At 34.7% G+C, this 24,524-nt stretch carries 18 protein-coding genes and 2 pseudogenes; 5 read left to right on the top strand and 15 right to left on the bottom strand.

The window, feature by feature from the left end; genetic code table 11:
• Positions 1-385 precede the first annotated feature (385 nt).
• The 3 genes and pseudogenes from F6K06_RS29350 to F6K06_RS29340 form a co-directional block, all read right to left on the bottom strand.
• Positions 386-1,080 (bottom strand): annotated as a pseudogene (locus tag F6K06_RS29350) (IS1 family transposase).
• Positions 1,081-1,205: 125 nt separating this feature from the next.
• Positions 1,206-2,195, bottom strand: coding sequence for a glycosyltransferase family 2 protein (locus tag F6K06_RS29345; protein ID WP_287244293.1), 990 nt, complete (start codon positions 2,193-2,195; stop codon positions 1,206-1,208).
• Positions 2,196-2,301: 106 nt separating this feature from the next.
• Entirely contained in the window at positions 2,302-3,234 is a 933-nt protein-coding gene (locus F6K06_RS29340) for a hypothetical protein (protein WP_287244291.1), read from the bottom strand.
• 256 nt (positions 3,235-3,490) lie between these two features.
• On the opposite strand from F6K06_RS29340, the gene F6K06_RS29335 reads away from it, so the two are divergent.
• Both F6K06_RS29335 and F6K06_RS29330 read left to right on the top strand, forming a co-directional pair.
• Positions 3,491-4,699, top strand: a complete 1,209-nt coding sequence (locus F6K06_RS29335) for a glycosyltransferase family 4 protein (protein ID WP_124147034.1) — start codon at positions 3,491-3,493, stop codon at positions 4,697-4,699.
• Positions 4,696-6,312, top strand: coding sequence for a hypothetical protein (locus F6K06_RS29330; protein WP_287244289.1), 1,617 nt, complete (start codon positions 4,696-4,698; stop codon positions 6,310-6,312). The genes F6K06_RS29335 and F6K06_RS29330 overlap by 4 nt, the downstream gene beginning before the upstream one ends.
• Positions 6,313-7,192: 880 nt before the next feature.
• Here F6K06_RS29330 and F6K06_RS29325 read toward each other — a convergent pair.
• From F6K06_RS29325 to F6K06_RS29310, 4 genes and pseudogenes are all read right to left on the bottom strand, one after another.
• On the bottom strand, positions 7,193-7,681 hold the full coding sequence (locus F6K06_RS29325) for a pentapeptide repeat-containing protein (RefSeq protein WP_275670441.1): 489 nt from the start codon (positions 7,679-7,681) through the stop codon (positions 7,193-7,195).
• Positions 7,673-8,089, bottom strand: a pseudogene (locus F6K06_RS29320) (pentapeptide repeat-containing protein); the annotation flags it as partial. The gene F6K06_RS29325 and the pseudogene F6K06_RS29320, both read right to left, overlap by 9 nt.
• 15 nt (positions 8,090-8,104) lie before the next feature.
• A complete protein-coding gene (locus tag F6K06_RS29315; RefSeq protein ID WP_124155398.1) occupies positions 8,105-8,776 on the bottom strand; it encodes a pentapeptide repeat-containing protein in 672 nt (223 codons plus the stop codon).
• Positions 8,777-9,010: 234 nt separating this feature from the next.
• Complete coding sequence (locus tag F6K06_RS29310; RefSeq protein ID WP_124155397.1) at positions 9,011-9,295, bottom strand: hypothetical protein; 285 nt, start codon at positions 9,293-9,295, stop codon at positions 9,011-9,013.
• Positions 9,296-9,429: 134 nt separating this feature from the next.
• On the opposite strand from F6K06_RS29310, the gene F6K06_RS29305 reads away from it, so the two are divergent.
• Positions 9,430-10,206, top strand: coding sequence for an ion transporter (locus F6K06_RS29305; RefSeq protein ID WP_338043249.1), 777 nt, complete (start codon positions 9,430-9,432; stop codon positions 10,204-10,206).
• 251 nt (positions 10,207-10,457) lie between these two features.
• On the opposite strand, the gene F6K06_RS29300 is transcribed toward F6K06_RS29305, so the two are convergent.
• The 3 genes from F6K06_RS29300 to hetZ all read right to left on the bottom strand — a co-directional run bounded on the left by F6K06_RS29300 (position 10,458) and on the right by hetZ (position 15,322).
• The gene (locus F6K06_RS29300; RefSeq protein ID WP_287244284.1) at positions 10,458-12,848 is read right to left on the bottom strand and encodes a DUF3488 and DUF4129 domain-containing transglutaminase family protein; all 2,391 of its coding nucleotides are present in this window, start codon (positions 12,846-12,848) and stop codon (positions 10,458-10,460) included.
• 286 nt (positions 12,849-13,134) lie between these two features.
• The gene (locus tag F6K06_RS29295; protein WP_287244282.1) at positions 13,135-14,163 is read right to left on the bottom strand and encodes a hypothetical protein; all 1,029 of its coding nucleotides are present in this window, start codon (positions 14,161-14,163) and stop codon (positions 13,135-13,137) included.
• On the bottom strand, positions 14,156-15,322 hold the full coding sequence (gene hetZ, locus F6K06_RS29290; RefSeq protein ID WP_124147037.1) for a heterocyst differentiation protein HetZ: 1,167 nt from the start codon (positions 15,320-15,322) through the stop codon (positions 14,156-14,158). The genes F6K06_RS29295 and hetZ overlap by 8 nt, the downstream gene beginning before the upstream one ends.
• A 95-nt stretch (positions 15,323-15,417) precedes the next feature.
• On the opposite strand from hetZ, the gene F6K06_RS29285 reads away from it, so the two are divergent.
• Complete coding sequence (locus F6K06_RS29285) at positions 15,418-15,897, top strand: hypothetical protein (RefSeq protein ID WP_124147029.1); 480 nt, start codon at positions 15,418-15,420, stop codon at positions 15,895-15,897.
• 317 nt (positions 15,898-16,214) lie between these two features.
• On the opposite strand, the gene sds is transcribed toward F6K06_RS29285, so the two are convergent.
• The gene (sds, locus tag F6K06_RS29280) at positions 16,215-17,186 is read right to left on the bottom strand and encodes a solanesyl diphosphate synthase (RefSeq protein ID WP_124147028.1); all 972 of its coding nucleotides are present in this window, start codon (positions 17,184-17,186) and stop codon (positions 16,215-16,217) included.
• 1,132 nt (positions 17,187-18,318) lie between these two features.
• Here sds and F6K06_RS29275 point away from each other — a divergent pair.
• Entirely contained in the window at positions 18,319-18,477 is a 159-nt protein-coding gene (locus F6K06_RS29275) for a hypothetical protein (RefSeq protein WP_192901192.1), read from the top strand.
• Positions 18,478-19,400: 923 nt separating this feature from the next.
• Here F6K06_RS29275 and murI read toward each other — a convergent pair.
• The 4 genes from murI to psbP form a co-directional block, all read right to left on the bottom strand.
• Entirely contained in the window at positions 19,401-20,231 is an 831-nt protein-coding gene (gene murI, locus F6K06_RS29270; RefSeq protein WP_124147535.1) for a glutamate racemase, read from the bottom strand.
• Between the two features lie 339 nt (positions 20,232-20,570).
• Positions 20,571-21,140, bottom strand: a complete 570-nt coding sequence (locus F6K06_RS29265; protein ID WP_124147536.1) for a peroxiredoxin — start codon at positions 21,138-21,140, stop codon at positions 20,571-20,573.
• A 998-nt stretch (positions 21,141-22,138) separates the two neighbouring features.
• Positions 22,139-22,753: a nucleoside triphosphate pyrophosphatase gene (locus F6K06_RS29260; RefSeq protein ID WP_124147537.1), complete on the bottom strand. Its 615-nt coding sequence runs from the start codon at positions 22,751-22,753 to the stop codon at positions 22,139-22,141.
• Positions 22,754-22,886: 133 nt separating this feature from the next.
• Positions 22,887-23,429: a photosystem II reaction center PsbP gene (psbP, locus tag F6K06_RS29255; RefSeq protein WP_124147538.1), complete on the bottom strand. Its 543-nt coding sequence runs from the start codon at positions 23,427-23,429 to the stop codon at positions 22,887-22,889.
• Positions 23,430-24,524 lie beyond the last annotated feature (1,095 nt).

The following is a 24,524-nucleotide window of genomic DNA, read 5'->3' as shown; positions in this document are numbered from 1 at the left end:
TTGTCGGTAGAGTTTTTCCAACTCTTCGATACTTTTGTGTGGTTCTAGCTTTAACAATCTCGGCATGGCGATCGCCCAACTCTTACTATTCATCCCTTAATTTATCAGGTTTAATTTTTTTATACCGATGCTACCGGATTTGATATGATATAGAATCCGGTTATATAATATATGCTTATAATTCTATAATTAGTTCAATCTCCCCTACTCCCCTACTCCCCACCCCCAAATATATGATAAGTATTCAACCGGATTTGATATAACAGGACTTGGGCAAAAAAAATGGCCTGTATCATTGCCAAGCCAATATTGAGTAATCATCATCTTGTAGGAAAATTGATCGAGTGGCGATCGCTAAAAAGGCGTTGGTAAATTCAAAGATAAATCAGGCAGGAACAGTTACATCTCCAAACTTGAGATAATGAATTAAAAGTCTTATGGAATGCTTCAGCATCTCTACAGAGAAAGGAGTAGCACAATGTTTTCTGGTGCAGTCGAGCGGGGGTAGTGTCGTAAACGAGTATTTTCTCCTTCCACCCTCCTCATTTAGGTCTTAGTGATAATTTGGTCTTGCTCAGGAATAAAGACTTTATAAACAGGATTCCCATCACTGACCCAGAAATCGCATTTCCAACAAGCGTTAGCAATCGCTTGCCAGAGCCAAATAAAAGTTTCAGAACTACGGTTTCCGATGACCCAACCGACAATCCCTGGCCGAAAGTGGTCTACCACTGTCCAAATCCAAACTTGATTTTTTTTTTGAGACAAAAGTTTGTAACTCATCCAATTCTCCAACTTCTGGGATTACTTCTGAGTCATAAATATCAGGTAAAAGTTTTCCTACCTGTCTGACCCAATTAATAATTGTGCCATGGGCAACCCCAGTAACTCAGCTAATCCCCTGGAACCCCATACCATTGACATAAATTTCTCTTCATAAAGCTTTGGTATCCAGGCTATATCCAGGTTTGTTATAGACTTCTATAAACTGGCGACCACATCTAACAATAGATAATTTTGCTTGTCTCCTCGATGACCATTTTTGCGGATATGTTTACTAGCACACTCTGGGCATTGCATAGGCTAACTTTAGCTCCAGCACTATCTACATATTCCATTTTGCCCTACCCATCCTATGAGTAGATTACTCAGTTCATCTTTCCATTTACCAACGCCACTAAAAAATTCTACCAGTTATTTCCAACTTAAGTAGTTGCTTTTCTAACTCGGTCTGCATAGTCTTGAGGACGAAATTTCCTAAAACTTTGCAAAGCAAATTGTCGTAAATTTAGGGGTAGGTAAGATAATACTAAAGCAAATCTAGTCTTGAATGAAGTTCCTAGCATTTGGCTTGATTCTTGTAATAACTCTCTCCCTTTAACACTTTCACCCTTTTCAATTAATCTAATTCCTAGATTCTGTTTCGTATCTGCTAACTTAAATAAACGTGAATTTTCCAACTTCTGATCATCAAATTTATAACTATTAATACAGAAAGTTTTAGCAGATAAAAAGTGAATATCTTGTTTTAAACTGGTTTGACGGTTATGAAAACGATATTCCATGAGATATTCTGGAATAAAATATCCAACTTTTCCGATTACTGCTAATCTGACCAGCAAATCAAAGTCTTCACATCCATCTGCTTCAGGCCGCATATAATCAACTTCTTGTAGGCAAGAACGACGAAACAAAGTTGAACCCACCTGCAAACTTTGGTATTGAAATGTTTCTTTAAGCAAGTTAGGGATAATTCCTTGCTCCAACTTATCCTTTCCCCACTTAGCCGCATTCTCTCTCGTGGCTACTTCCTCCCGTTCACTTTTTTCATTAATAACCCAATGACTTGTACAGACAAAATCTACATTTTGCATCTCATCTAATACTGCCACAGTTTTCTCTAAAAATTCTGGAGTCAAGGCATCATCATCATCAAATTTGATAAAATAATCCCCTGTAGCAGCATCAAAACCAGAACGCATATTTTTACTACGTCCAATATTTTGAGGATGCTGAATATAGTGAATTCTAGAGTCATTCCACTGACTAACTACTTCAGCAGTATTATCTTTTGAGCCATCATCAGTTATGATTAATTCAAAATCATCATAAGTTTGGTTCAAAACACTATTTACTGCATAAGGCAGCAAATTAGCTCGGTTATAAGTGGGAATACAAACGCTAACTTTTGTCATAATAAATTATATATTTGATGAAATAATTTTAATAGATAATTAACCTGGTCTTGAATGATAACTAATGGTAATTTTTTTTATGGTAATTTTTTTTGCTGATTGTTACTTAATTCATTAAAGATTCTGTGCCGGGAATATGACCAAATATTCGCTCTGAATATTCAAATATTTCCCGATTAAAAAACTTCTTGTATTGAGGATTATCGACTACTTTTCGCCATCGGTTTAAGACATCCATTGATGTTGCTTTGCCATCAAATTCTTTTCCTTCAAATGAACTACCTCCACCAAAACTCGTTACCATATCAATTCCTGCATCAGAAAATTCCATTTGGAGTTTATCCGCAATATTTCGCCGATATTCAACATCAGCAAACCATTGATTATAATTGACACAAACTTTGTTGTGCTTGAGATAATTTGTTTCTCCTAAATATTCTTTTGCATAATCTAGCCACAAATCAATCATGGTTTTATTCGGAGAATTTACTGATAAAAAATATGCCACCTTAGAAGATATCTTTAGTCTACTTGCAAGCAGATTAAAAGGGTCTCTAATAATAAGTATATCGTACCTAGTAGCACTTTTTCCTAAGTATATATCGTGGTTACGTTCAAATTTATCATTTGCTATCTGCTCCAGGGGAAAATCTTCATAGCTGTAAATCAAACAATCTCTTTTAATAAAATTTCCTTTAGCTTGTTGGCGGTTATGTTCTATTGCCCATTTATGTTCTGGAAATTTATCTCGTAGATTTTCATACTTGTACCGATAGGGGTTTTGATTAGCTAATACATTATTAATAAATCCTACATCACTATTCTGTTGACTTTTAACCCAGTTAATAATGGCATGATTCCCACTGCGTTTCATACCTGCCACTCGAATTTCCTTTTGATTAACTATTTCTGAAAGTTTGTGTTGCTGGGTAATAATTCTGATCACATCTTCCAGATTATGTGCTACAAAACGCTTACCTTTCTTCAAGGCTAGATTTGGTTTTTTTAATGCCTTAACTATATTTGACTTTTCCACCATAAAATCTATTTGTAAAATTAAAATATTTAAAATCTAACTAAAATTAATAATATAGTAATTCCCAAAAAGTGGCAGGTACAAAATTCCTTGGTTTTAGGGAGTAGGGAGTAGGGAGTCGTAATTCTCGTTCCGTAGGAATCGATAAAGAAGAAAAACAACTGTACCTCATTAGCTTGGGAAACGCTATATAATATTGCCATTAAATATAATAAATTACCTGTATATAAAGAAAAATCTAGGGGAACTTACAAACTTTATGCAAATCTTAATGCTTTCCTCCACCTTTCCTTATCCTCCCAGTCGAGGTGGTACGCAAGTTAGAACTTTTAATCTACTCAAATATTTGAGTCAAAAACATTCTGTTACTTTATTAACACAACTGTCTCCAGATGTCAATGATTCAGAAATAGATTCATTGCGATCTTATGTAGAAGAGTTGGCCGTATTTCCGCGCCCCCAAGAACCAACAAAAGGAACATTAGTAAAACTAAGACGTTTTAGTAATTTTCTGATTGAAGGTACTCCACCAAGTGTTCTTTCGATATATTCGCCAGCAATGCAAAATTGGGTGGATGAGTTTGTGGCAGCAGGTAAATGTGAGGCCATTACTTGTGAACATTGTGTGAATGAAATTTATATTCGCCCTCAATGGCAACAACAACTAAAAACTCTAGTTAATGTCCATAGTTCGGTTTATGGTACTTGTAAGCAACAGTTAGAAACTGGTACAGCAGAAAAACCATTGCGAGATAGACTGAATCTTCCCTTACTGCTTCGTTATGAAAAACGCTACTGCTCAAAATTTTCCTGTATAGTCGCAACAACTGAGGAAGACGGGAAACAACTGCAAGAGTTTAACCCCAATAGTCAAATATCAGTTATTCCGAATGGAGTAGATTTTACTCAGTTTCCCTATCGAAGTAACGACCCAGAGGGACATCAATTAATTTTTGTGGGAGCTATGGATAATTTTCCTAATATTGATGCGGTTAGGTTTTTGACTTTGGAAATATTACCTAAGGTACAAGAGCGTTATCCTGATACAACTTTAGCTCTGGTAGGGGCGAGACCAGTACCAGAAGTGCAGGAACTTTCAACTCGCCCAGGAGTAAAAGTTACAGGTCGCGTACCTTCAATGGCAGAATATTTACATCAAGCAACTGTTTGTGTGATTCCGATGCGTACTGGTTTTGGAATTAAAAATAAAACTTTAGAAGCAATGGCAGCAGGTACGCCTGTTGTGGCCAGTGACCGTGGTTTAGAAGGTCTAGCAGTTGATGGTGCAAATACACCACTAAAAGCATTAAGAGCAAATCAAGTAGCAGAGTATGTAGAGGCCATTAGTCACTTATTTGAGGATGGGCAGTTGAGACAAACGTTGTCAGAAAATGGGCGATCGCTGATAGAAACGGAGTATACTTGGGAAGTTCAAGGTCAGCGCTATGAGCAGGTATTGCTAGGATGATGAAAAGGAAGATTCAAGGTTCCAAAGTCAGTTACAATCAAGCTAAGTTTCCCAAAGTTGCTAAAACAGCTCAGAAATCTTATTATCCTAGAAGTAAGAAAACTCTACAAATTAGCCGGATAACTTCTGTCCCTAAATCTAGGCATCAGAGGAAATTATCTAAATCTCAAAAGTTTTCTTTAAAATCCTTACCTTGGAAAAAATGGATTGTTGAATGGGCAGGGGTAAGTTTATTATTTGGTGGCTCTGGTTTCATGGCAATGGGGGCATGGATTAGTGTAAAGTTAATTTCCGATCCGAATGCTATAGTCTGGTTTAATCAATCATTACCACAGTGGACTCAATTTTATATATCCGGGAATAAATCTTTGCAAACTCTTGAACAAATTAAAGGTAGTATCAAAGAGGGAGGATTTAGTACCGGAGAAACTTTTTCTCTTCCTAGTACAACAGCAGATTCTGGTTTAGATGTATTAGTGCCAGTAATGAAGCAAATTGATTCAAGAGCTTCTTTGCCCTGTGAAACTCCTTGTCGGGAATTAGTAGAGTTGCGAGTCTATCAGTCAGTTTTATCTGTTAACCAAAGAGAAGGCAGTAAACCATATTTTCGATTAGTTAATACTTTACCACTCCAAGGTCCTGCTGAATCTTTTGTAATTTCATCTACTATTGAGTCTACCTCTGCTCCTCAAGGCTCAAATCAACCTTTACCTGTAACAACAGTACGTCGTTTTCAAGGCAAAGTTCCCACTGCTGGAGTTTGGTTTACTGTCAGTGGTCAAAGATTACAAAATAATAAGACTATTCCTTATGGACAAATTGTCAATTACAACCCCAAAAAAAATTACTTGAGTTCGATGTTGGAATGGAAAAGTGCTGCTGGTCAAGCTCCCATCTGGCAGGAAATGACGGGAGGAGGAGATCCAGAGTTGGTGGTTGAGCAAACTGTGGGATTAGATCCTGATTTTGATATTTATTGGATTCAGCCACGAAAGTTTATACTTAATCCGATTGAGTTAGAGAAAATTTCTCTTGACGAAATTCCTATTGCAGATAGCTATTATAAAGATACCTTGAGATTAGCTCGTAATGGTTTATGGTCTGGTGCTTTTGCTTTAATTCAACCTTTGCGAAAGAATTTAATGGATGAATCTCAATGGCCTGAAAAAGCACAAGCTCAATTTGATTTAATTAAATTTCATGCCAAGATTACAGAAGCTCAGGCGATCGCTTCTTGGGCAAGTCCAAGTCAAAAAGTTTTGGCTGGTTTAATTGATGGTCGTTGGCAAGAAAGTCTAAGTGTGTTTGAAAATAATTTGAGCAGCACTTATGAGATTGGTAAATTACTGCAAAATGATACTGGTCGTCTGCGCAACCGAGTTGATGCTGCTTTAAGGGTAAATCAAGCTGAAACTAATGCTATTGCTTGGGGTGCTTTAATTGTGGCAAGTCAAAAGGGGCGAAGAAGGGCAACGTCGTGGTTAAACAGGCAACCTCAGACTAGCAAGGAGGCAAAGGAAAAGATTGGGAAGTTATTGGATCAACTAGATGCTGCTTTTGCTAAGAAGGAGACTATACAACAGCAGAGAATTCAGCGAGGAGGGTTGTTATGAAGTCAGAAGTCATTTCAGTTATCAGTTATCAGTACCTCATGGAATAGGGAGGCTACGAAAATACTGAAGTTGATTTTCTCTTGGTCGATTGGATATGGCGCAGGTTTCTGAGCCATCCCACCCTACGGGAAGCTGCGCTAACGGCCGCTTTTTCATCCCCTTAAAAGGGGAAGCTATTTACCTTACTTTTTGGTCAGGAGTCAGGAGAAGAGAAAAAAGTATATAGATACATTTTTGGTAGTAGTGTATTGTAATTATTTTGGTTATGGAGCATGAGAGTGGGAGCATCTTGCTCCCTTAAAGGTGTTGAGCATTTCCATCTATCTGAAGTCTAAAGTTAAACTTGCAGTACGGAATAAATTTGTCAATTTGAGAGGAGCGAGAATGTCCTAATAATAATGGCGACTGCTGTAATATTTCTATCAGGACTTAAGCAAAAGCACTACATATAGTAGATAAAAACTATAGCACTATGGTATATGTAGTGTTTTTGTTGGAAAAATGCGTAAGTTCTGTCTATAATATTTCTCATATCAAGTCCGCTCGGGTTCGGTATAAAAAAATTTTCCAACTGATGCGCCATTGCCACATCTTTCTTTATCTACCCATCTCTTCAAACTTCCCACCCTCTTTATCTAATTACACGGGGTTGCACATTATGGAATGATGCTGCCAAAAATGGGCTCGGACTTTGACTAAAAAAACCATTAACTAATCATTTTAGTAATTCCCCAATTCCAAATTCAGGCATCCAAAATCTAGAATCATTCGTCACTGTGCAACGCCAATTACACTGATGTACCGGATTTGATACATTACTATGAAGGGCGACCAAACTTTTTAGTTGGGTTTCCTTTGTCAACCCAACCTACTATTTATATTATTCGTGGGTTGAACCGTCTGGCATTATTGCGCCTTTTAGGTTAGCTTTTTCCAATAATTCTCCACCTAGTTTAGCATCAGTTAAATTTGCACCAGATAAATCAGTAGAATATGTTATAACTGCTCGTAAGTCTGCTGAAATTAAGTTAGCTCCTCTGAGTTTTGCACTATTAAGATTTGCATTACGAAGGTCAGCTTTTGTTAACTCTGTTGCATTTAGTTTAGCTTCTCGCAAATTTGCATCTCTTAAACTTGCTCCACTCAAATTTGCATATCTTAAATCAGTTTTATCTAATATTGCTCCGTCTAGATTTGCATCTCTTAAATCTGCTCCACTCAAATTGACTCCCCTTAAATCAGTGCCTGATAAATTTACTCCTCTTAATGAAACATTAGGAGCAAGAAAATAAACACCCAATTTAGTATAATTAAACCCTTCAGGAAAAACAGTTGCTTCACTACAAAGTGCTTGGTTAATTTTTACCATTTGTACGTTTGCTCCTTTAAGGTTTGCGTTTAACAAATTAGCTTTACTTAAATCAGCTTGACTCAAATTTACATTCGTAAAATCTGTATTCCTTAAAAATAAGCCACTAAAATTTGCTTTTGTGAGATTTGCACCACTGAAGTTGCTTTTGTTTGGTGTTTTAGCTTGGCTAAAATTAATTCCACTCAAGTTAGATTTAGTAAAATTTACCAAACATAAATAAGTTTGACTAAGATTCACATTTCTAAACTTTACCTGTTCTAGATTTGTAGAAACCATTCTTGCTTTACTTAAATCAGTATTAATCAACTTAGCTTGACTGAGATTCGCTGAACTTAAATCAGCTTCACAGAGGTTAGTATTAATCAACTTAGCTTCACTTAGGTTTGCCGAATTTAACTTACTTTTAGATAAGTCAGTACCTCAAAATTTTGCACCTGTTAAATTAACTGATTGAAAACTTGCTCCACTCAAATTTGCACCATTAAAATTAGCATTACTCAAATTTAATTTTGAATCATCAAAAGACTTCCCACTCAAATCAACACCAGACAAATTAATCCCAGTAAAATCTCGTTCTCCCTCACTATATCTACGCAAAAATTCCTCAGCACTAACCACAGGTTCTTGACTTTCTTCTTCCTCCTCATCTTCATCTACCATCATCGAAATATCCTGAAATTCCATTTCATTCTCATCAATAACTCCAGGCAAATATCCCTCTTCTTCTTCCTCCTCATCTTTATTTACCACCATCGAAATCTTCTGAAATTCCATTTCACTTTCATCAATAACTCCAGGCAAATATTCCACCTCATCCAAACTTTTCACACTTGCTGCAAATCTGCGATTAATTTCTGCTTCCTCCAAAACTTCAGCATTATCAAAACGGTTAATTAATCCTTGAATAATTTTTATATCCGTCGTCCGAATACCCACTTCTCGTTCCAGACTTTCCTCGCCCGAAGCTAAAAAATTATGACTCCCCACAAAAGCAAACTTCTCATCACACACCAGAAAATTTTCGTGAGTTCCTAACAACTTCAACCGAAATAGACCAGGATAACTTTCTTCTAATTCTTGTAAATCTACCAAAGCATTATATTTCCAACCTTTGCCAATATTCGAGCGATCGCCTAAATATCCCCAACCAATATCTATCTGAAAATTGTGGTTTAAACAATCCTTGAATTTCTTCAGTAAATGTCGATCGATACTATTACAGTTTAACCAAGGACAAATAATAATTAATCGTGCTTGAACTGTTTCTAATGCTTCGATTAATACACCACGACTATCAGTACAGTCAAATACTAATTTATTTTGATATTATTCAGTTTTTTGCCAACTATCCGGAGATTTATCTTGAGTTTCCGTAGTCGATTTTATGGGATTATTTAAAGCTAATAATTCATCTAAACGTAGAGTTAAAGCAAAAAAATTTTCCTGTAAATTTTCGATATCTTGTGCTTCCGGTAGATGATGAAAATTTTCTATCTGCTCGTCTAAAGTCTGTTTCAACTTAACAACATATTTTTTGAGAGTAACTTGTTGTTTTTCCAGTTGTGAAACCTTGGCAACTAGAGCAGATAAATTTGATTCTAGGTCAGACATAATTAACTTGTAGAGACATTGGCAGATTCATTGTAAAACATTATAATGACAATTTAGTTTGATAGTTACTGCTCTCAAGCAGAAGATGAGAAATTATGTTACTTGAACTCACAAAAAAAACTCTAGCATTTTATTTGGAAGATATTGAAACTCCTATCGGTAAAGCTATTAACTTTATTCTGCTATTTTTGATTTTATTTTCTTCAGCTATTTTTGTTGCTGAGACTTATCCAATTCCAGAGAATATTTTTATTATACTAGAACTAATCAATGATGCTATTTTAGTGTTTTTTGCCGTTGAATATTTACTGAGATTTTGGTGTGCAGATCAAAAAATAAAGTTTGTTTTTAGTTTTTTTTCTATTATTGATTTACTGGCAATTTTACCTATTTTTCCAGGTTTTTTAGAACTGAGTTTTATTAGAATTATCAGATGGTTCCGAATTCTAAAATTAATTCGATTTCTCAAATTCAAAATTTATATTTTTCGGATTAGTACAGAAGATGGAGTGATTTTTGCCAGAATATTATTTACTTTATTTACAATTATTTTTATCTTTTCTGGCTTGATTTATCAAGTAGAGCACCGCGTAAATCCTGAATCATTTAAGAATTTTTTAGATGCTGTATATTTTTCAGTTGTTACAATGACAACTGTTGGATTTGGCGATATAATTCCTACTTCAGAAAGTGGTCGTTTATTAACCGTTTTAATGATATTAACAGGTATTAGTTTAATTCCTTCTCAACTGGGGGATTTAATTAAACAACTGATAAAAACAACTAAAAATATAGAAAAATCATGCAGTGGTTGTGGTTTTTCTATCCACGATATAGATGCCAAATTCTGTAAAATATGTGGTACAGAGTTAGGCATTTATCAAATAAATAATGTCAATGAAAAAAAATAATAGGGTCGATACATTGAAGAAGACAGAAGGCATTCACCCTATTCCCCAGGGTCAATTTATGATCACTAGAGAAAAATTGATAGGGAGATGAGGAGATTCTTATTCACAAGCAAAACCTTGTAGAGACCTTCCATGGAAAGTCCCTACTGTGGTCTACCCAAATAAAAACTGCTGTAAGTCTTAACCTGCTCATTCCTTCCTATATACATGAGCGAGCGTAGTTTTTTAGTAATCACCCTCTTCTTATTCCTTTAATTTAACCTACGCCTAATACTTCGCTTTAAACTTCGGAGTAAATTTTTTAATCTAGTTAAATTAACTTCTTTACTACCATAACGCCATCCCACATAAGCTTGAGAAATTTCTTCAATTATTTCTACTTCATTTATAGAATGATATTCCTTAATAGCTTGAGTATATTCAAAAGGTGTCTGAAAATGATGTTTAACTAATCCCTTACTCGCCATCAAACTCAACATTTGTTGATATATACTCTCCACTGGAGATAACTTAGCTAACCACCGACCATAACGCCATCCTCGCCAAAATATATACAATAACCAACCCAAGAAAGCTAAAGCAGTAACGAAAATTAAACCAGTAAATATGCCTTGCCAACCTTGAGAAAAGAGAGCAAAAAACCAACTAATAATTCCCAATACCCAACGGAATATTCCACCAATAAATCTCTCTAAAAAACCAGTTACAGGAGAAGGTAACCAACCAGCTACCCACTGCCAAAAAGTCATTAATGCACTAAAAGTTTGATTCTTTTCAATAGAAGGAGGAGTTAAAGGCATTCCCGGAATAGGGTTAAAAGCAAACCATCCATACCCAGGGAAATACACCTCTGTCGTCATATAAGCATCTGTATTTTTAACCACATATAAGCCAGTAAAAGGATTAAATTCTCCTGGAGAATAACCCGCTACTAATCTTGCCGGGATGCCAATAGAACGTAACATTATTGTCAAGACAGTAGAAAAATGGTCTCCATAACCGCCGATAATTTTTTCCCCTTCCGGGCTATTTTGATAACCAAATAAAAATGCTGATACTAAATCTTCACCTTCAACAAAAAATGGAGGTTCTTTTTGTAGTTTATAATTAGGATTTTGTTTCAGATATTGGGCTAAAAAAAGTGCTTTTTGGTAAGGGGAAGTAATAGGTTTGCTTTCTTTAGCAACTTTATTTTTACTAGCTAAAATTTCTGCTGTTTTTTGTCTTACTTTTTCCGCAATTTCTGGAGGAATTTGTAAATAATATTTACTAATACTTTCTGGGTAATTTTTACCTGCCTTACTCAAAATATCTTGGTTTCGATAAGGAACATGAGAAATGACTGTATATGTTAAACCTTCCCGAAGTTCAAGAGGAGAACGCAAATTACCATCAGGGTCAATTGCTATTTTTTCAGTGGGGAAATATACTTCTCTTGCTTGATATAAAGCCGGAATTAAATTCGGCAACTGAGACACAATTGTGTAGCTTTGAATTACCTCTCTAGTTTCATTTTCAAACCTATTCCTCGGCCAATTTACATAAAATTGGTAAGACCAACGAGGACGATTTAAAGTAAAGGCATTATCATTCCGAGAAATTTCCCAACCTTCACCTGTATACTTATCAAAAGCCAAAACTCGCCAAAAACCCTCCGCTTGCGACCTCACCCGCATCACAACTTGAGGAACTAATTGTCCGCGTAAATTTTGATTAATTTTAGTATTAAATCCATAATAATAAGTATTATCTAAAGTTCCTGGACCTGATTCTTGATTAGTTCCACTTCCTCCACCAGAACTATCTCCATCCCCTCTACCTTGACTAATATAACCAGGGTTCGTAATAGTCCGACCATCAAAATTTTCTACATCAAAATTAATCGGCGCACTAACAGGAAAAGTTCGTACTTGATAACCAGGTAATCTAGGTAAAAGAGCAAAAATTCCTAGACCTAATCCAATAATTACTAATAATAATATTGTTAATCGCTTGGGAGATAAAGTAGCATTTAATAAAGATATTTTCTTCCGCTTTTTCTTAACTTCTGATGTTTTACCTATAATTCTGGATTCTAAACCTAACCTAGACCTATAATCTAAAATCAAGCAAGGAATAGCGATCGCGATAAACAACAGCAACACTGGGCCATAAGTTAAAGTTTGACTGATAGTACCTGCGACCCCTAACAAAATTAGCCCGATAGTCATCGAATAACCCAAGTCTTTCCGTCTAGGCAAGTCAAAGCTATGTAAGACCTGAAGTTGAATCAAGAATTCCCCCAATACCAGTCGCGTATCACTCAACTCAGTAACTAACCTACCCAAAAAATCAGCTAACGCCAATAACATTCCGATCGCCAAACAAAATTTAGCTGGTATGTTTCGTTTGTAGCGGTTATACCAACTCCAAATTGCCCCTATAATACTTAATGGAGCGGCCCAAACAGTTAAAGGAAGTTCGTCTGTTGCTACCCCGGCGGCTACATCTACAGCAATAATGCCTACTATAACTAACGCCTGTACCATGACTCGCAATAGAATAGAATTTTCAGGAACAGGTTTAGGTGCTGCTTCTATCTCTCGCCACAGAAGTCCTAATATAGGAAGGTTTCGCACTTCCCAACCAAAAAAATTAGACATAAATTTTGGTAGATGCTTTTCAATAATTAATAATTAATAATTAATTATTAATTATTGCCTCTTCTTTCAAAGGAGAGGATTGAGGAACAGGGAAAATTTTTCTTTATTATCTTCTTAAAAGGGGAAGCTTTAAACCACAAATTTTCGTTCATAAATATTGTAAAACTTTGAAAGCATAGGCACGTTACCAATGGATAATTGATAATTAATCCATGAGGTAATTATCCATTATTCATTGTCCATTATCAATTAATGAATTTGAGCTATTTTTTTTCACCAGAATATTTTAGCCCTGGAGGCGAACAACAAATTTTAAAGATTGCTCCCAGTTGAGGAATTTAATAATTAGCTGATATGTTTGATCTGGTTGTGGGTCAAATAGCTCTACATATAGAGTACCTGCATCTAAACGTTGAGCAGTCGCTTCAACTCCTCTTCCTTGAAGTTGTAAACTTGCCGCTTCAGGTAGTTGACCTTTAATCCTCAAACACGCAGAAGAACGATCTTCAGGAATATAATATTCAGCTTCAATGGTAAGACACCCTAAAGCAGTTTGCCATTCTCTCTTTGTTACTGACTGATTCAAACAACAAGTCAAACTTAAAGATGAGATAATTTCTTGAGCAGCAAGCAAAGACAACAACATCTGTTGCTTTGGAGTTGCAGTATTATAAGCAGTAATATGATTGGAAATCAATTCTCCATCGCGGGTTCCACCTACAAGCACTAAACCAGCTAGTTTATTTAAAGATTGAGATTGGTTTGGGAACAAACTATCCACTGCTCTAACCAATTTACTGCCGGGGAGTAAATCAGATGATACTAAATCCTGACAAGATTGCAAAAGTTGAGCAAAGACAGTCTCCGTTAAAGGTATATTTAACTTACCCCACTTAATATTTTTCATCTGTGATGCCCACAAATTAATATGGGAAAACCAGTTATTTACCTCTACGTCTGGATATTCAGCATCGTAGTTTACCAGATTATTTTCCCAAGGAAATCGTGGGGGTTTAGCTTCAATCTTGGCTTTAAGTCGTTTTTGTAATACAGTCTCGAAACGATTATACACGGTTGGTACTTCTCCGGGTGTAAGTGGCTGACTTTCGTAATCGTAGGGGTAGTCAATTTCTTCAGAATCAAGTGGGTCTAATTCTTCCCACTCTAACTCCTGCACCCTGACTTCTTTTTTTCCATTCTCAATCTTGTTTTGATTTTGCCCTACATTTGATATTTCCTTAGAATTTGGCCCTAATAACCAGTCAAAGAAATTATCCTCGAAAGTTTCCACCTGTTTATTCGTTTCGTTATTCATCAGTTGATGCACTCGCTCCGGAATTTGAATGATTTCGTAATTCCCAGGCAAGTTCGAGTAACTTGTGCCACTTCTTCTTCACCTGGTTTACTTTACGACCTAAAGTCTTCGCGATCGCCTCGTCAGAAAGACCTTTATGCTTCAAATCTAGCAAACTTTTCTGTTCTGCGTCAATTTGGTCATGTAGAGCTGTCCATTCTGTGGGGGTTAAGCCTAAATTATGCTCTAAGTCTGCTTCTAACCATTGATGAACTAATTCCCACCTATGTCCCATGGCAAATTTGAGCAAATGATACTTAAAGCGTTGCTGCAAATAATCCCTTTGTCTGGGAGTAAGATTTAAAATAGATTCTATTTCCCCAGTTGATAAGTCTTGTAAACGCAGTGCAAAGTAGTCTGCACAGTCTTGCTGCTGACGTTCCTCCAGATAGGCCATAAGTTCTTCTATTACCACCTGGCGCAGAGAACCTATATCATCATCTGTATCCTGTCGTGCGGCCATTGCTTCTCGCACTTGTTGGATAGATCCATCATTCCATGTCTTATCTGAGTCGCTAGTTGTTCCCTCTGCTGCTTGGTCAATATCTACAGATGTTTCCTTTGGTTGTTGATGGGAAAATGTTTGAGCACGCAGAATGATTAATTGTTGACTACGACCACCAGACAAAGGTATGCGTCTTTTGCCATAACGCTCTGTAAAGGCCATATACTCTGCTAGTTCTAATAATGTATGGGGAGTGTACATTATTGGCAGCTCAGTTTCTCGTCTAAAAGCATTTAAAGCTTCCAGATAAAATTGTTGTAAAAAGTCTTCGATTAGATTTAATCTTGCCTGATAACTTGATTGTATTTGAGGAGGAGTGATATACCTATAAACAATTGCACTTAGACTACTATGTAAATGTATTCTTCCTTCTCTAGAACCAAGCTTGTAGTAATGTAGGCATTGTCTCAGACGATGTTGAGCTAGGTTCTTTGCCCATTTACTTATTTCCCCCGAAGCTTGAATTCTTTTGCTTTCTATGCAAATTCTTTCTACTTCTTGTTTAATACGCTCTGCTACTGATTGGCAATTTTGCTTTGATGCACGAGTAGATTGCTGAAATTCATCTAGCAAGAGCTTTAAATTTTCTTCGCTAACTTGGCAGATTTCCACCATCATTGTATTAATAAATTAACCACTAATAATTTTTTCTATTCATTACACATACACCCTGATTTCATACAATTTCTGAAAAGACTAAATAATAAATTATGGACTTAGATCAACAAATCCAAACACTCATTAAAAATTCACCTCAAAATGGCAATACAGCAGAAGTTGTTGAAGCAATTACACCTGCCTTGAAACTTTTAGCTCAACAATTACAACATTTAGAGTATTATATTTTGCAAACTAACACACAAAATTGGGTTTTGACTACTCTTGGTCATCGTAATAAATCTGAATTAGAAAAACATGTTATTTACGCTTTTCCTACTCAAAAAGATGCTTCATCTTCTATTGTAGAGGATAATGTAGTTGCTAAACCTGTACCAGTTGTTTATATACTTTTCCAAATGATCGCAATTGAACCTTTAGATAGCCTTGTATTTTTTGAACATCCTGGGAATTTAACAACAGCTACAGAAGTTAAAAGAGAGGATGTCCAAAAGCTGATAAGTATATATCTCCAACAGTATCAGGCATCCTCTCATTCCCACTCTAGCAAAATTCCTCCAGATATTGCTTAAGATGTTGAGATATTCTCACAATTAAGGGAACAGGGAACAGGGAACAGGGAACAGTGGCAAAAGTTTTTCTCTGTCTCAGGTTCATCATCAACATAAGTACTAACCAACTCGTTCCTTGCTATATTAATTAATAATTTAACTACCTCAAATAAACAGAGAAAATCGAATTTAGCATACCAAAGTTAAACTCATCTGAAGACAGATTAGATTGCTATAAAAAGATTAATAGGTCTAAATCAATGAATTGCCTTTATTAAGTTTTATCCTACTGCTAGTATTAATTAACTCCTAGCTAAATTATTAAAAGATACTAAAAGCTAATACAGCCGACTTAAAACATAGTCAGTAAGATTAATCAGAGCTTGACGAGAATCACAATCTGGCAAAGATTGTAAATGTTCAACACCCATTTTCGCGTATTTAGTAGCTAATTCCTGAGATTTTTCAATACCGTGACTATCTTTAATTAATTGGATTGCCTCTTCTAAATCACCATCTTGGGCTAATTCTCTTTCGATTAGTTTTTCTAAAGTTGGCTTTTCTGCTAAGGCATATAATGTAGGTGCTGTCAAGTGGCCACTTTTCAGATCTGAACAAGCAGGTTTTCCTAGAGATTCTGTTACACTTGTAAAATCTAGTATGTCATCTACTATCTGAAATGCCAAACCTACATATCGGCCATAGTAGTACATATCCTGAGCTAGTTCTGGTGAAACACCACTAAGAGTTGCTGCAGCTTTAGAACTATTAGCAATTAGAGAAGCGGTTTTATAGTAGCTCTTTTCTAAGTAAGCATCTATGGATAAATCAGTATCAAATTTATGTAGTCCTTGCTGAATTTCTCCTTCGGCAAGGTCCATAATTACTTCTGAAAGTAGTTTAACTACTTCTAGATTATCTAGATTGGCCAAATACCAAGATGATTGAGCAAAAAGAAAATCTCCGGCCAGTACTGCAACACGATTGGTAAATAAACTATGAACGGTGGGGACACCTCGGCGAATTTCTGATTCGTCTACTACATCATCGTGAACTAAGCTTGCAGTGTGGATCATTTCTGTGATTTCTGCTAAACGACGATGTTTAGGACTAATTTCCTGATTTGGCATGGTAGTCCGTGAAATTAAAAAGACGATAGCTGGTCTCACTCGCTTTCCCTGTACGCGGAATAGATGTTCTGCTGCTGCGTACAGGATTGGGTGACGAGCACCTACCAATTGTTTTAAGTTATCTGTTAGCAGTTTTAGGTCTGCTTCTACTGGTGAAAATAGGAGAGTTGAAGTGGTCATGGATTAGCCAATAAAGCTACAAGTTAACAAAATTTTACATATTATATTCTTATTCTAAGTCAACCATCCTTCATATAGGTAAAGTTGAATTTTTTTAATTTTTTTTTGTTTTTTGATAAATCAAGTGGGTTTCTACAGTAGATTGTATCTAATTGTTAAGTAACTCTCAAAATACTATATACAAATAGTATTGACTGTGTTAGTTTAATAGTAACAACTTTAATAATTCAAGTACTCAAAATTGTTAACTATAATAGGTTAATCGTGAGTAATCCTGTAAGGAACTAGACTTATTATAGATTTATCTCTCAATTTACCTAATTATCAAGATTGGCTAGGAATAGTAGAGAATAATTTTTCACTATTAAAGGTTGACTCAATCTAATATAACTATTTAGAGTAAAAAGAGATAATAGTTACATTTTGAATTAAAAAAGTAAATAGACCAAAAATTCCTCAATAGTTAAAAGTTACCTATTGGTGAAGAGAATAGTCAAAAACTTCTGAGCTGGAATACATATAATTTAGTCTTCATCATATTTTATCCAAATTAACCTGAAAGTTTTTACCATGCAGGTTATATCAATTAAGCTATCAGGTACTCTATCTAACTAATTAATGATAATTGAAGATAACTTAATAGCTGCATAGTTTGTCTGAGATATATTTACCAATGACTGAAGTGCATAAATTGAGTTAACTTAAGGGTCTAAAAATCTATGTGTTATTAGTTACTAAAACATAGCTCCAGGCTAAAATTTTAGATCGATAGATGATTTAATTAAGTAATATAATTGCGATCAATTGATAGTATTCCAGCTTACCAATCGTACTCATTAATTATCAACAACTTCAAATCTGAATAACCTCTTCTCTAAAAGTACATCAAGGTAACTTAAAAAAAAGTTCAAATATGTGAACTGAAAAATCAAAATATCTGCATGAATACAAAGAGTTCAAGACTTTGTCTATAAATTTATTTTCAGAGCAAAATAAATTAAATGATAATTGTTTTTCTTAGTCTTGATTTCAATTAATTACTAAGTAAAGAATACTCAGTTAATCTTTAATTCCTTAGCTTTTGAGCTAGGAAATACTTACATCTAAATACTACTCGCCATCTCATAAAACCATGAACTACAATCACATTCCTGTAATTATTCCCATTCTAGCAACTGGTTATGTATTTACTGTATATTTACTATTAACATTAGCCCAAAGAGGTGCAAAAATCACAAAAAATAAATCTTGGCAACAAGGTATTGCTAACTCAAGAACTAATTTGCATTAATAAAAAAAATAAAAAACAGTAGATAATACTATAGTTATATATAAACTATCAATTATCTGCTATTAAGATTAATTTGAGTACTAAACATTATAGTAGTCGAAGAAAAGTTAGGAAAGATAAAAACCTTAAAACTCAGACAACGCAAGATTTTTTCTTTTTGCTTCTTGCTTCTGCTACCAAATAACTAATAAAATTGGTATATTTGACATTTGTGTAAGTGTCGTAATACCAAATTCATATAAAGTTGCATAGAATAATATTTTAATTAGAGTTGACTATAGATCGAGACAGACAAGTTAATAAATTTCATAATTCTGTACAGCCTTACATAAAATTGGTATAAGTTAGAAATAATTTTTAACTCACCATAGGATTGTATTTCTATAAAAATCTAAAATTTTCTCTCAGACATTTTTCTAGATAAATTTTATATAAGTTTTAAGTAAGTTTATAATTATTCAACAGTATAGCAACTGTCAGAGGGGTTAGCACAGAGAAAAGTATAAAATTATTAGACCATCTCATAGAGGCGATATAACTGCCGCACTTGCTCCGCCAACGCTATGTTTCTCCTTTATGTCCTAAGCACTTTGACGACTGCTATAGATCTAAAACATTAATAAAAATTCTACTGTTTCCTATTCTCTATAACCCTAAAATATTTCACAATTCAGATATAAGACTGCCATAATCTATCTATAAAGCTTACGAGAAGTTATCAAACTAGATTGGCACTTTCATTGAATCACAAAAACTCTGTAAAACTTTTCGCGAATCCTTATTCTTAGGACTTAAGGAGCAAATCTGCCTGTAGTGTGTGTTGCAACGCATCTTACACCAAAACTAGCGTATAAAAGAGTATTTTGCGTAAGTCCTGATTCTATTAAGCATTTAATTTTCTGTTTATATCCCCAACATAAATTCTATGCCATAGAAATAGGTTTGTCTAGAACTGTAGATAAAGAAACTGATTGTACAATTGGTTTATAACCAAGCCATTGTAATGATAATTCAGCAAATTTTTGAGGAGAACCGCTAACTACGAATTTTGTTGGTTTTGCTTTCTCATAATTTTGTAAATTCATCATTTCTAGCTTTTTAGCAGCTACTTTCACTAGAGATACAGCAGGATCTACAAAATTAATATTTCTAGGTAGAAAAGAACGCAATATTGGTTCTAAATAGGGATAGTGAGTACAACCATAAACCAATGTGTCAATTTTTTGCTGTATTAATGGCATCAAATATTCTTCTGCTATCTGATATGTATAAGGGTTATGTAGCTGATTTTGCTCTATTAAAGGTACGAAATAGGGACAGCTTACTTGCCACACTTTAGCAGAAGAATTTGCCTCTAGAATAGCAGTACGATAGGCATTACTAGCAGCAGTTGCAGGGGTAGCAATGACACCTATTCTTGTCCCTAATTCTACTGCAGAATTTGCCCCTGGTACAATCAATCCTAGAATTGGAATATCAAATTTAGACTTGATTTTTTCTAGAGCAAGAGCTGAACTGGTATTACAAGCCATCAATACCATTTTAACTCCACTTTTGATTAACCACTCTATAATTTCATCTACAAACTGCATAATTTCTTTGCTAGTTCTTGTACCATAAGGTAATCTTGCTGTATCTCCAAAGTAAAGAATAGATTCACTAGGTAACTGTCTATATAGCTCTCTCAGAACAGTTAGACCTCCTATCCCACTATCAAAAATACCTATTCTTTTTTGTCTAGTTTCAACGATCATTCTTGAGAGTATGGAAATACAATTCAAATCAAATAAATATTACTATAATGTATCAGTTGAAAATCTAATTTTTTTGATTTTAGTTTTAATAGAGAAGAATTTCATAATTATTTATCAACTGAAGTAAAAAAAACGGTAATTGCCGAATATATTTTGGTTATCGTTACTTACTTAAGAGGGGTTAAAACTATATATAGCAATGTAATGTAAAAATATCCTTGTAGTGCCAAAAATTTATTGTTTAGGTTAAGTTTTAGACGCTACAGTTCAAAAATCACATTTAATTGCTACATATAGTATTATTATTGCCAGTTCCAGCTTCATCTATAGATAGCTGAACTAACCAACAAACTCTAATCGAGCTGGTTTTTCTGCTGGTGCTTCTGTACCCTTGAGATAGGCTAATACCGTATCTGCGTCAGATGTCTCGAATGGATCGTCACCATAGTTGTCGCTAAAACCTTCTTCAACAAATATCTTTTCGATTTTAGAGTCATTGACAACCATTGCATAGCGCCAGGAGCGCATACCAAAACCAATATTGGACTTATCTACTAACATTCCCATTTTACGAGAGAATTCTCCATTGCCATCTGGTAATAGGAATACATTTTTGGCATTTTGCTGTTTACCCCATTGGAACATTACGAAAGCATCGTTTACTGATAGACAAATAATTTCGTCTATTCCTTGTGCTTTGAATTCATCGTATAGTTCTTCATATCGAGGTAAGTGAGTAGATGAGCAAGTTGGTGTGAAAGCTCCAGGCAATGCAAATAATACTACACGCTTGCCACCAAAAATTTCTTGGGTAGTTTTGTCTTGCCAACGATAAGGGTTAGGTCCTTCAACAGATTCATCACGGACACGGGTTTTGAATACTACATCAGGAACACGCTCAATAACCATAACTTAACCTCAGAATGATTTAGTAACTTAGCAATTCAATCTATATCAGCTTTTACTGCTGTAAATCAGAATAATTCTTATTTAAGAATTTGTCAACGGCATTAAAGAAAAAATTTTGTTTTTGAGGTTTGCTTGTAACTCACATTCCGCACTTCAAGTTGTAACATTAAAAGTAGTAGAAAAATCCGTAACTTGGTAAGTATTTATACTATATAGCTCCTACATTTGACCTTTCTCAGCAGTCAGATTCTCAGGAAAATTTTAAGTATAAATACTCAATTACTTACTCCTATTGACCACTATAATTGTCTCCTGTCTCCAGTATAGCTGTCTCCTATTTTTATACTACATTTTGTAAAACAAAATGTAGGCTGTAAACTTGTTGCAAAATCAGGTATAATAGAAAGTTTACTCTTTGGCGTTGCTGAAATGTAATGGTAAGTAGCTGAAGGTAAAATTGAAAAACTTATGTTTTGCGTTGATACTTAATTTAAAAATCATTACCATTCAGCAACGCCGAAATATCATGCAAATTAAAATTATTAGTTAGCTATTAGCAATGTATTTCTATTCTTAGATGTTTATGAATGAAGATTTTATGACCAAAAAAATCAGGTCTCAAGCTTACCCTTTTTAGGGAATAAAAAGTGGTCGTTAGCGCAGCTTCCCGTAGGGTGGGATGGCGAGGAAACCTAGCCATATCCAATTGACCAAGAGGAAGAAAATTCTGTATCTTCTCGCCTCCCTATTGCAGAAGGAACTGTTAACGCAGTTCCTCTAGAGGAGGCTAACTGATAATTGAATTTACCTATACAAGTTGAATTGCCTCAGTTCCCTATAATATTAGTTGTTAAATAATTTTCTGAGCTTTATTTAATTTTTAATTTCTGGGCTTTATTTAATTTTTAATTTTTAGGGTTTAGAGGTAGTGATATAGACTTGCTATTACTCTTTAATTTAGAATAATTATTAGATTAAAAAATCGGATATTTTATAACCTACCAAAAGTTACTCACTTGATATCCTAGAGTATTTAGCATAACTCTCAATAATGGTAGACTTAAACCAATTACATTAGTATGACAACCTTCTATTTTTTCAATAAATAAACCACCTTTGCCTTCTATGGCAAAACAACCAGCACATTTTAAAGGTTCCCCAGTCGCAACATAAGCTTCTATTTCCTGGTCGTTAACGGGAGCAAAATGAACTTTTGTCATTCTACAAATTACGATAGTTTTATTTTTAACTAGATCGATTAAAGCATGACCAGTGTACAATTGACCAACTTGACCACGCATTTTTTGCCATCGAGCGATCGCTTCTTTATTATCAGCTGGTTTACCATAAATTTCGCCATCAATAACTAATACTGAATCACATCCTAAAATTAAATTTGATTGTGTTTCAGATAAGTTTTCTTTCATTAGAGACTTAGCTATTGTTTCTGCTTTAGCCTGGGCTAATGTTTCTACCAATTTTCGAGGTTCTATTAATTTAACTGTTGATTCATCAAAGTTACTAGGCATAACTATAGGATGAATACCAATAGTTTCTAACAAGCGAAGTCTTGCTAATGATGATGAAGCTAATATGAAGGTTGGAGTTTTCATATTTTCAAGCAAGTAAACAAATATTCCATAAAACATTGATAATTTGTCAGGACTATAGCCTATATTTAATGATATTTTTTAAGATAGGAAAACTTAAAAATTTGCTAGTCCTGACTAATATAAAAATTTCTCACTAATATATAGAGAAAGAGTTAATTACTTGCTCAAACTTATCATGCACTTTTTGCCAACGTGCTTCAGTAGTTGAAATATTGATAGTAAAAAGTTTACCTCGACTAACTCCTACACTTGCTAAGTTATGACGATCTCTTCCATCAGCTAATTTAACAGCATACTCCAGTTGATAATATGTTTTAGCTTTATATTCTCGTGCTTCTGCACTTACTAATTCTGCTTCCCTACCAGAGTCTGCTGGTGCAATGGCATTTTTGCTCAGTTTATATCCTACTTCAGTCGGAGTACCCAAGTCAGCCAAAGTTTGGTCTCCAACTACGGGACTAATAACGACACTAACATTCTCAGTGGCCTCAACTAGGTCATGGAATACTACATCCGGGCCATCAGATACTTTAACTTCGAGCCAACCATTAGGATAGAGGAACTCATAACCATCAGTTGTATCCACGAAGCTTTGTAGTCCACCGCCAATAGAAACACAACCTGTTACTACCAGAGCGATCGGTACTAAAAATAAGGCCACAATTTTTTTTAACATTTTCTCTTCTTTGATATTCTAAATAGTGAGAGTAGGCTTGAATTCAACTTTTCAGTCCCAACGCTCAAGTAAATTTATTGTCTCATTAAAATCTTGATTAATTTAATAAATTTGTGAATTTAATCAACTTCAATAATTAATTTTTGCCAATCAGGAGCCAAAATAATTTACAGTTAAGGTATTTGTTTTGCACTGAGTAATATTTAGATATTGTAGATATTGAAATTGAGTTTAGTGTGATGTTTTGAGCGAGAAATAATTCTGAGTTATGAGTTTAATTCTGAACGACTGGCGAATTTAGCTGGCAATTCCGGTAAAAGTATAATTAATTTTAATACCCTACAAAATATGATAATTTAGTCGTCTTTAATTGATGGCGGTTCTGAATCTCTCATCAACTAATTCTTTATCCTAGCTACTGAAATATTTCTGTCATTCACTACTTTCTCTATAACCAAATTTTCACTCATCAATCTAAGGTCAATATACTGCAAAATACCAACAGTAATTTCCACAGTTATTATCATTGATAACCAAAAGATTTTTACCACAATTTGTGTTCGTTCTAATACCCATACTCCTAATAGTAGTCCGATTAGATATTCAATAACTCAACAGCAAGTATTAATAACTGAATAATTCTTTATCCTAGCTACTGAAATATTTCTGTCATTCATTACTTTCTCTATAACCAAATTTTCACTCATAAATCTGGGGTCAATATACTGCAAAATATTAAAAGTAATTCCCACACTTATTGCCATTCCTGACTAAAAAAAATTTTACCACAATTTATATTGAATCTAATACTCATCCTGCTAATGGAATTTCGATTAAATATTCTATAGCTTAACAAAGAATATTAATTAGACTTGTCGCGAAATAAAACCTTAAAGTGAAATGGGAAAATTCTGGTTTTCACTGATTAAACTATGCTACCATTAAGTAGAAATTCCAGAGTCCAGCCGCAGTGAACATGAAGCGATCGTCGCGCATCTTTAATGTGATTTCGATACAATCCTCTCCCTGCATTATATCTCTTCACGCCAGATATTGTATGTTCACATTTGACGCTAACGCTACTTTTCTCTCTAT

This window comes from Okeania sp. SIO1H4, assembly GCF_010672695.1.
GTDB lineage: Bacteria > Cyanobacteriota > Cyanobacteriia > Cyanobacteriales > Microcoleaceae > Okeania > Okeania hirsuta.
This window is presented reverse-complemented; position numbering and strand designations above follow the sequence as displayed.

Coding starts and splice junctions, on each gene's coding strand:
- F6K06_RS29345 (WP_287244293.1), bottom strand. CDS start 2,195: ATGACAAAAGTTAGCGTTTGTATTCCCACTTATAACCGAGCTAATTTG.
- F6K06_RS29340 (WP_287244291.1), bottom strand. CDS start 3,234: ATGGTGGAAAAGTCAAATATAGTTAAGGCATTAAAAAAACCAAATCTA.
- F6K06_RS29335 (WP_124147034.1), top strand. CDS start 3,491: ATGCAAATCTTAATGCTTTCCTCCACCTTTCCTTATCCTCCCAGTCGA.
- F6K06_RS29330 (WP_287244289.1), top strand. CDS start 4,696: ATGATGAAAAGGAAGATTCAAGGTTCCAAAGTCAGTTACAATCAAGCT.
- F6K06_RS29325 (WP_275670441.1), bottom strand. CDS start 7,681: ATGGTAAAAATTAACCAAGCACTTTGTAGTGAAGCAACTGTTTTTCCT.
- F6K06_RS29310 (WP_124155397.1), bottom strand. CDS start 9,295: ATGTCTGACCTAGAATCAAATTTATCTGCTCTAGTTGCCAAGGTTTCA.
- F6K06_RS29300 (WP_287244284.1), bottom strand. CDS start 12,848: ATGTCTAATTTTTTTGGTTGGGAAGTGCGAAACCTTCCTATATTAGGA.
- F6K06_RS29295 (WP_287244282.1), bottom strand. CDS start 14,163: ATGAATAACGAAACGAATAAACAGGTGGAAACTTTCGAGGATAATTTC.
- hetZ (WP_124147037.1), bottom strand. CDS start 15,322: ATGGTGGAAATCTGCCAAGTTAGCGAAGAAAATTTAAAGCTCTTGCTA.
- F6K06_RS29285 (WP_124147029.1), top strand. CDS start 15,418: ATGGACTTAGATCAACAAATCCAAACACTCATTAAAAATTCACCTCAA.
- sds (WP_124147028.1), bottom strand. CDS start 17,186: ATGACCACTTCAACTCTCCTATTTTCACCAGTAGAAGCAGACCTAAAA.
- F6K06_RS29275 (WP_192901192.1), top strand. CDS start 18,319: ATGAACTACAATCACATTCCTGTAATTATTCCCATTCTAGCAACTGGT.
- murI (WP_124147535.1), bottom strand. CDS start 20,231: ATGATCGTTGAAACTAGACAAAAAAGAATAGGTATTTTTGATAGTGGG.
- F6K06_RS29265 (WP_124147536.1), bottom strand. CDS start 21,140: ATGGTTATTGAGCGTGTTCCTGATGTAGTATTCAAAACCCGTGTCCGT.
- F6K06_RS29260 (WP_124147537.1), bottom strand. CDS start 22,753: ATGAAAACTCCAACCTTCATATTAGCTTCATCATCATTAGCAAGACTT.
- psbP (WP_124147538.1), bottom strand. CDS start 23,429: ATGTTAAAAAAAATTGTGGCCTTATTTTTAGTACCGATCGCTCTGGTA.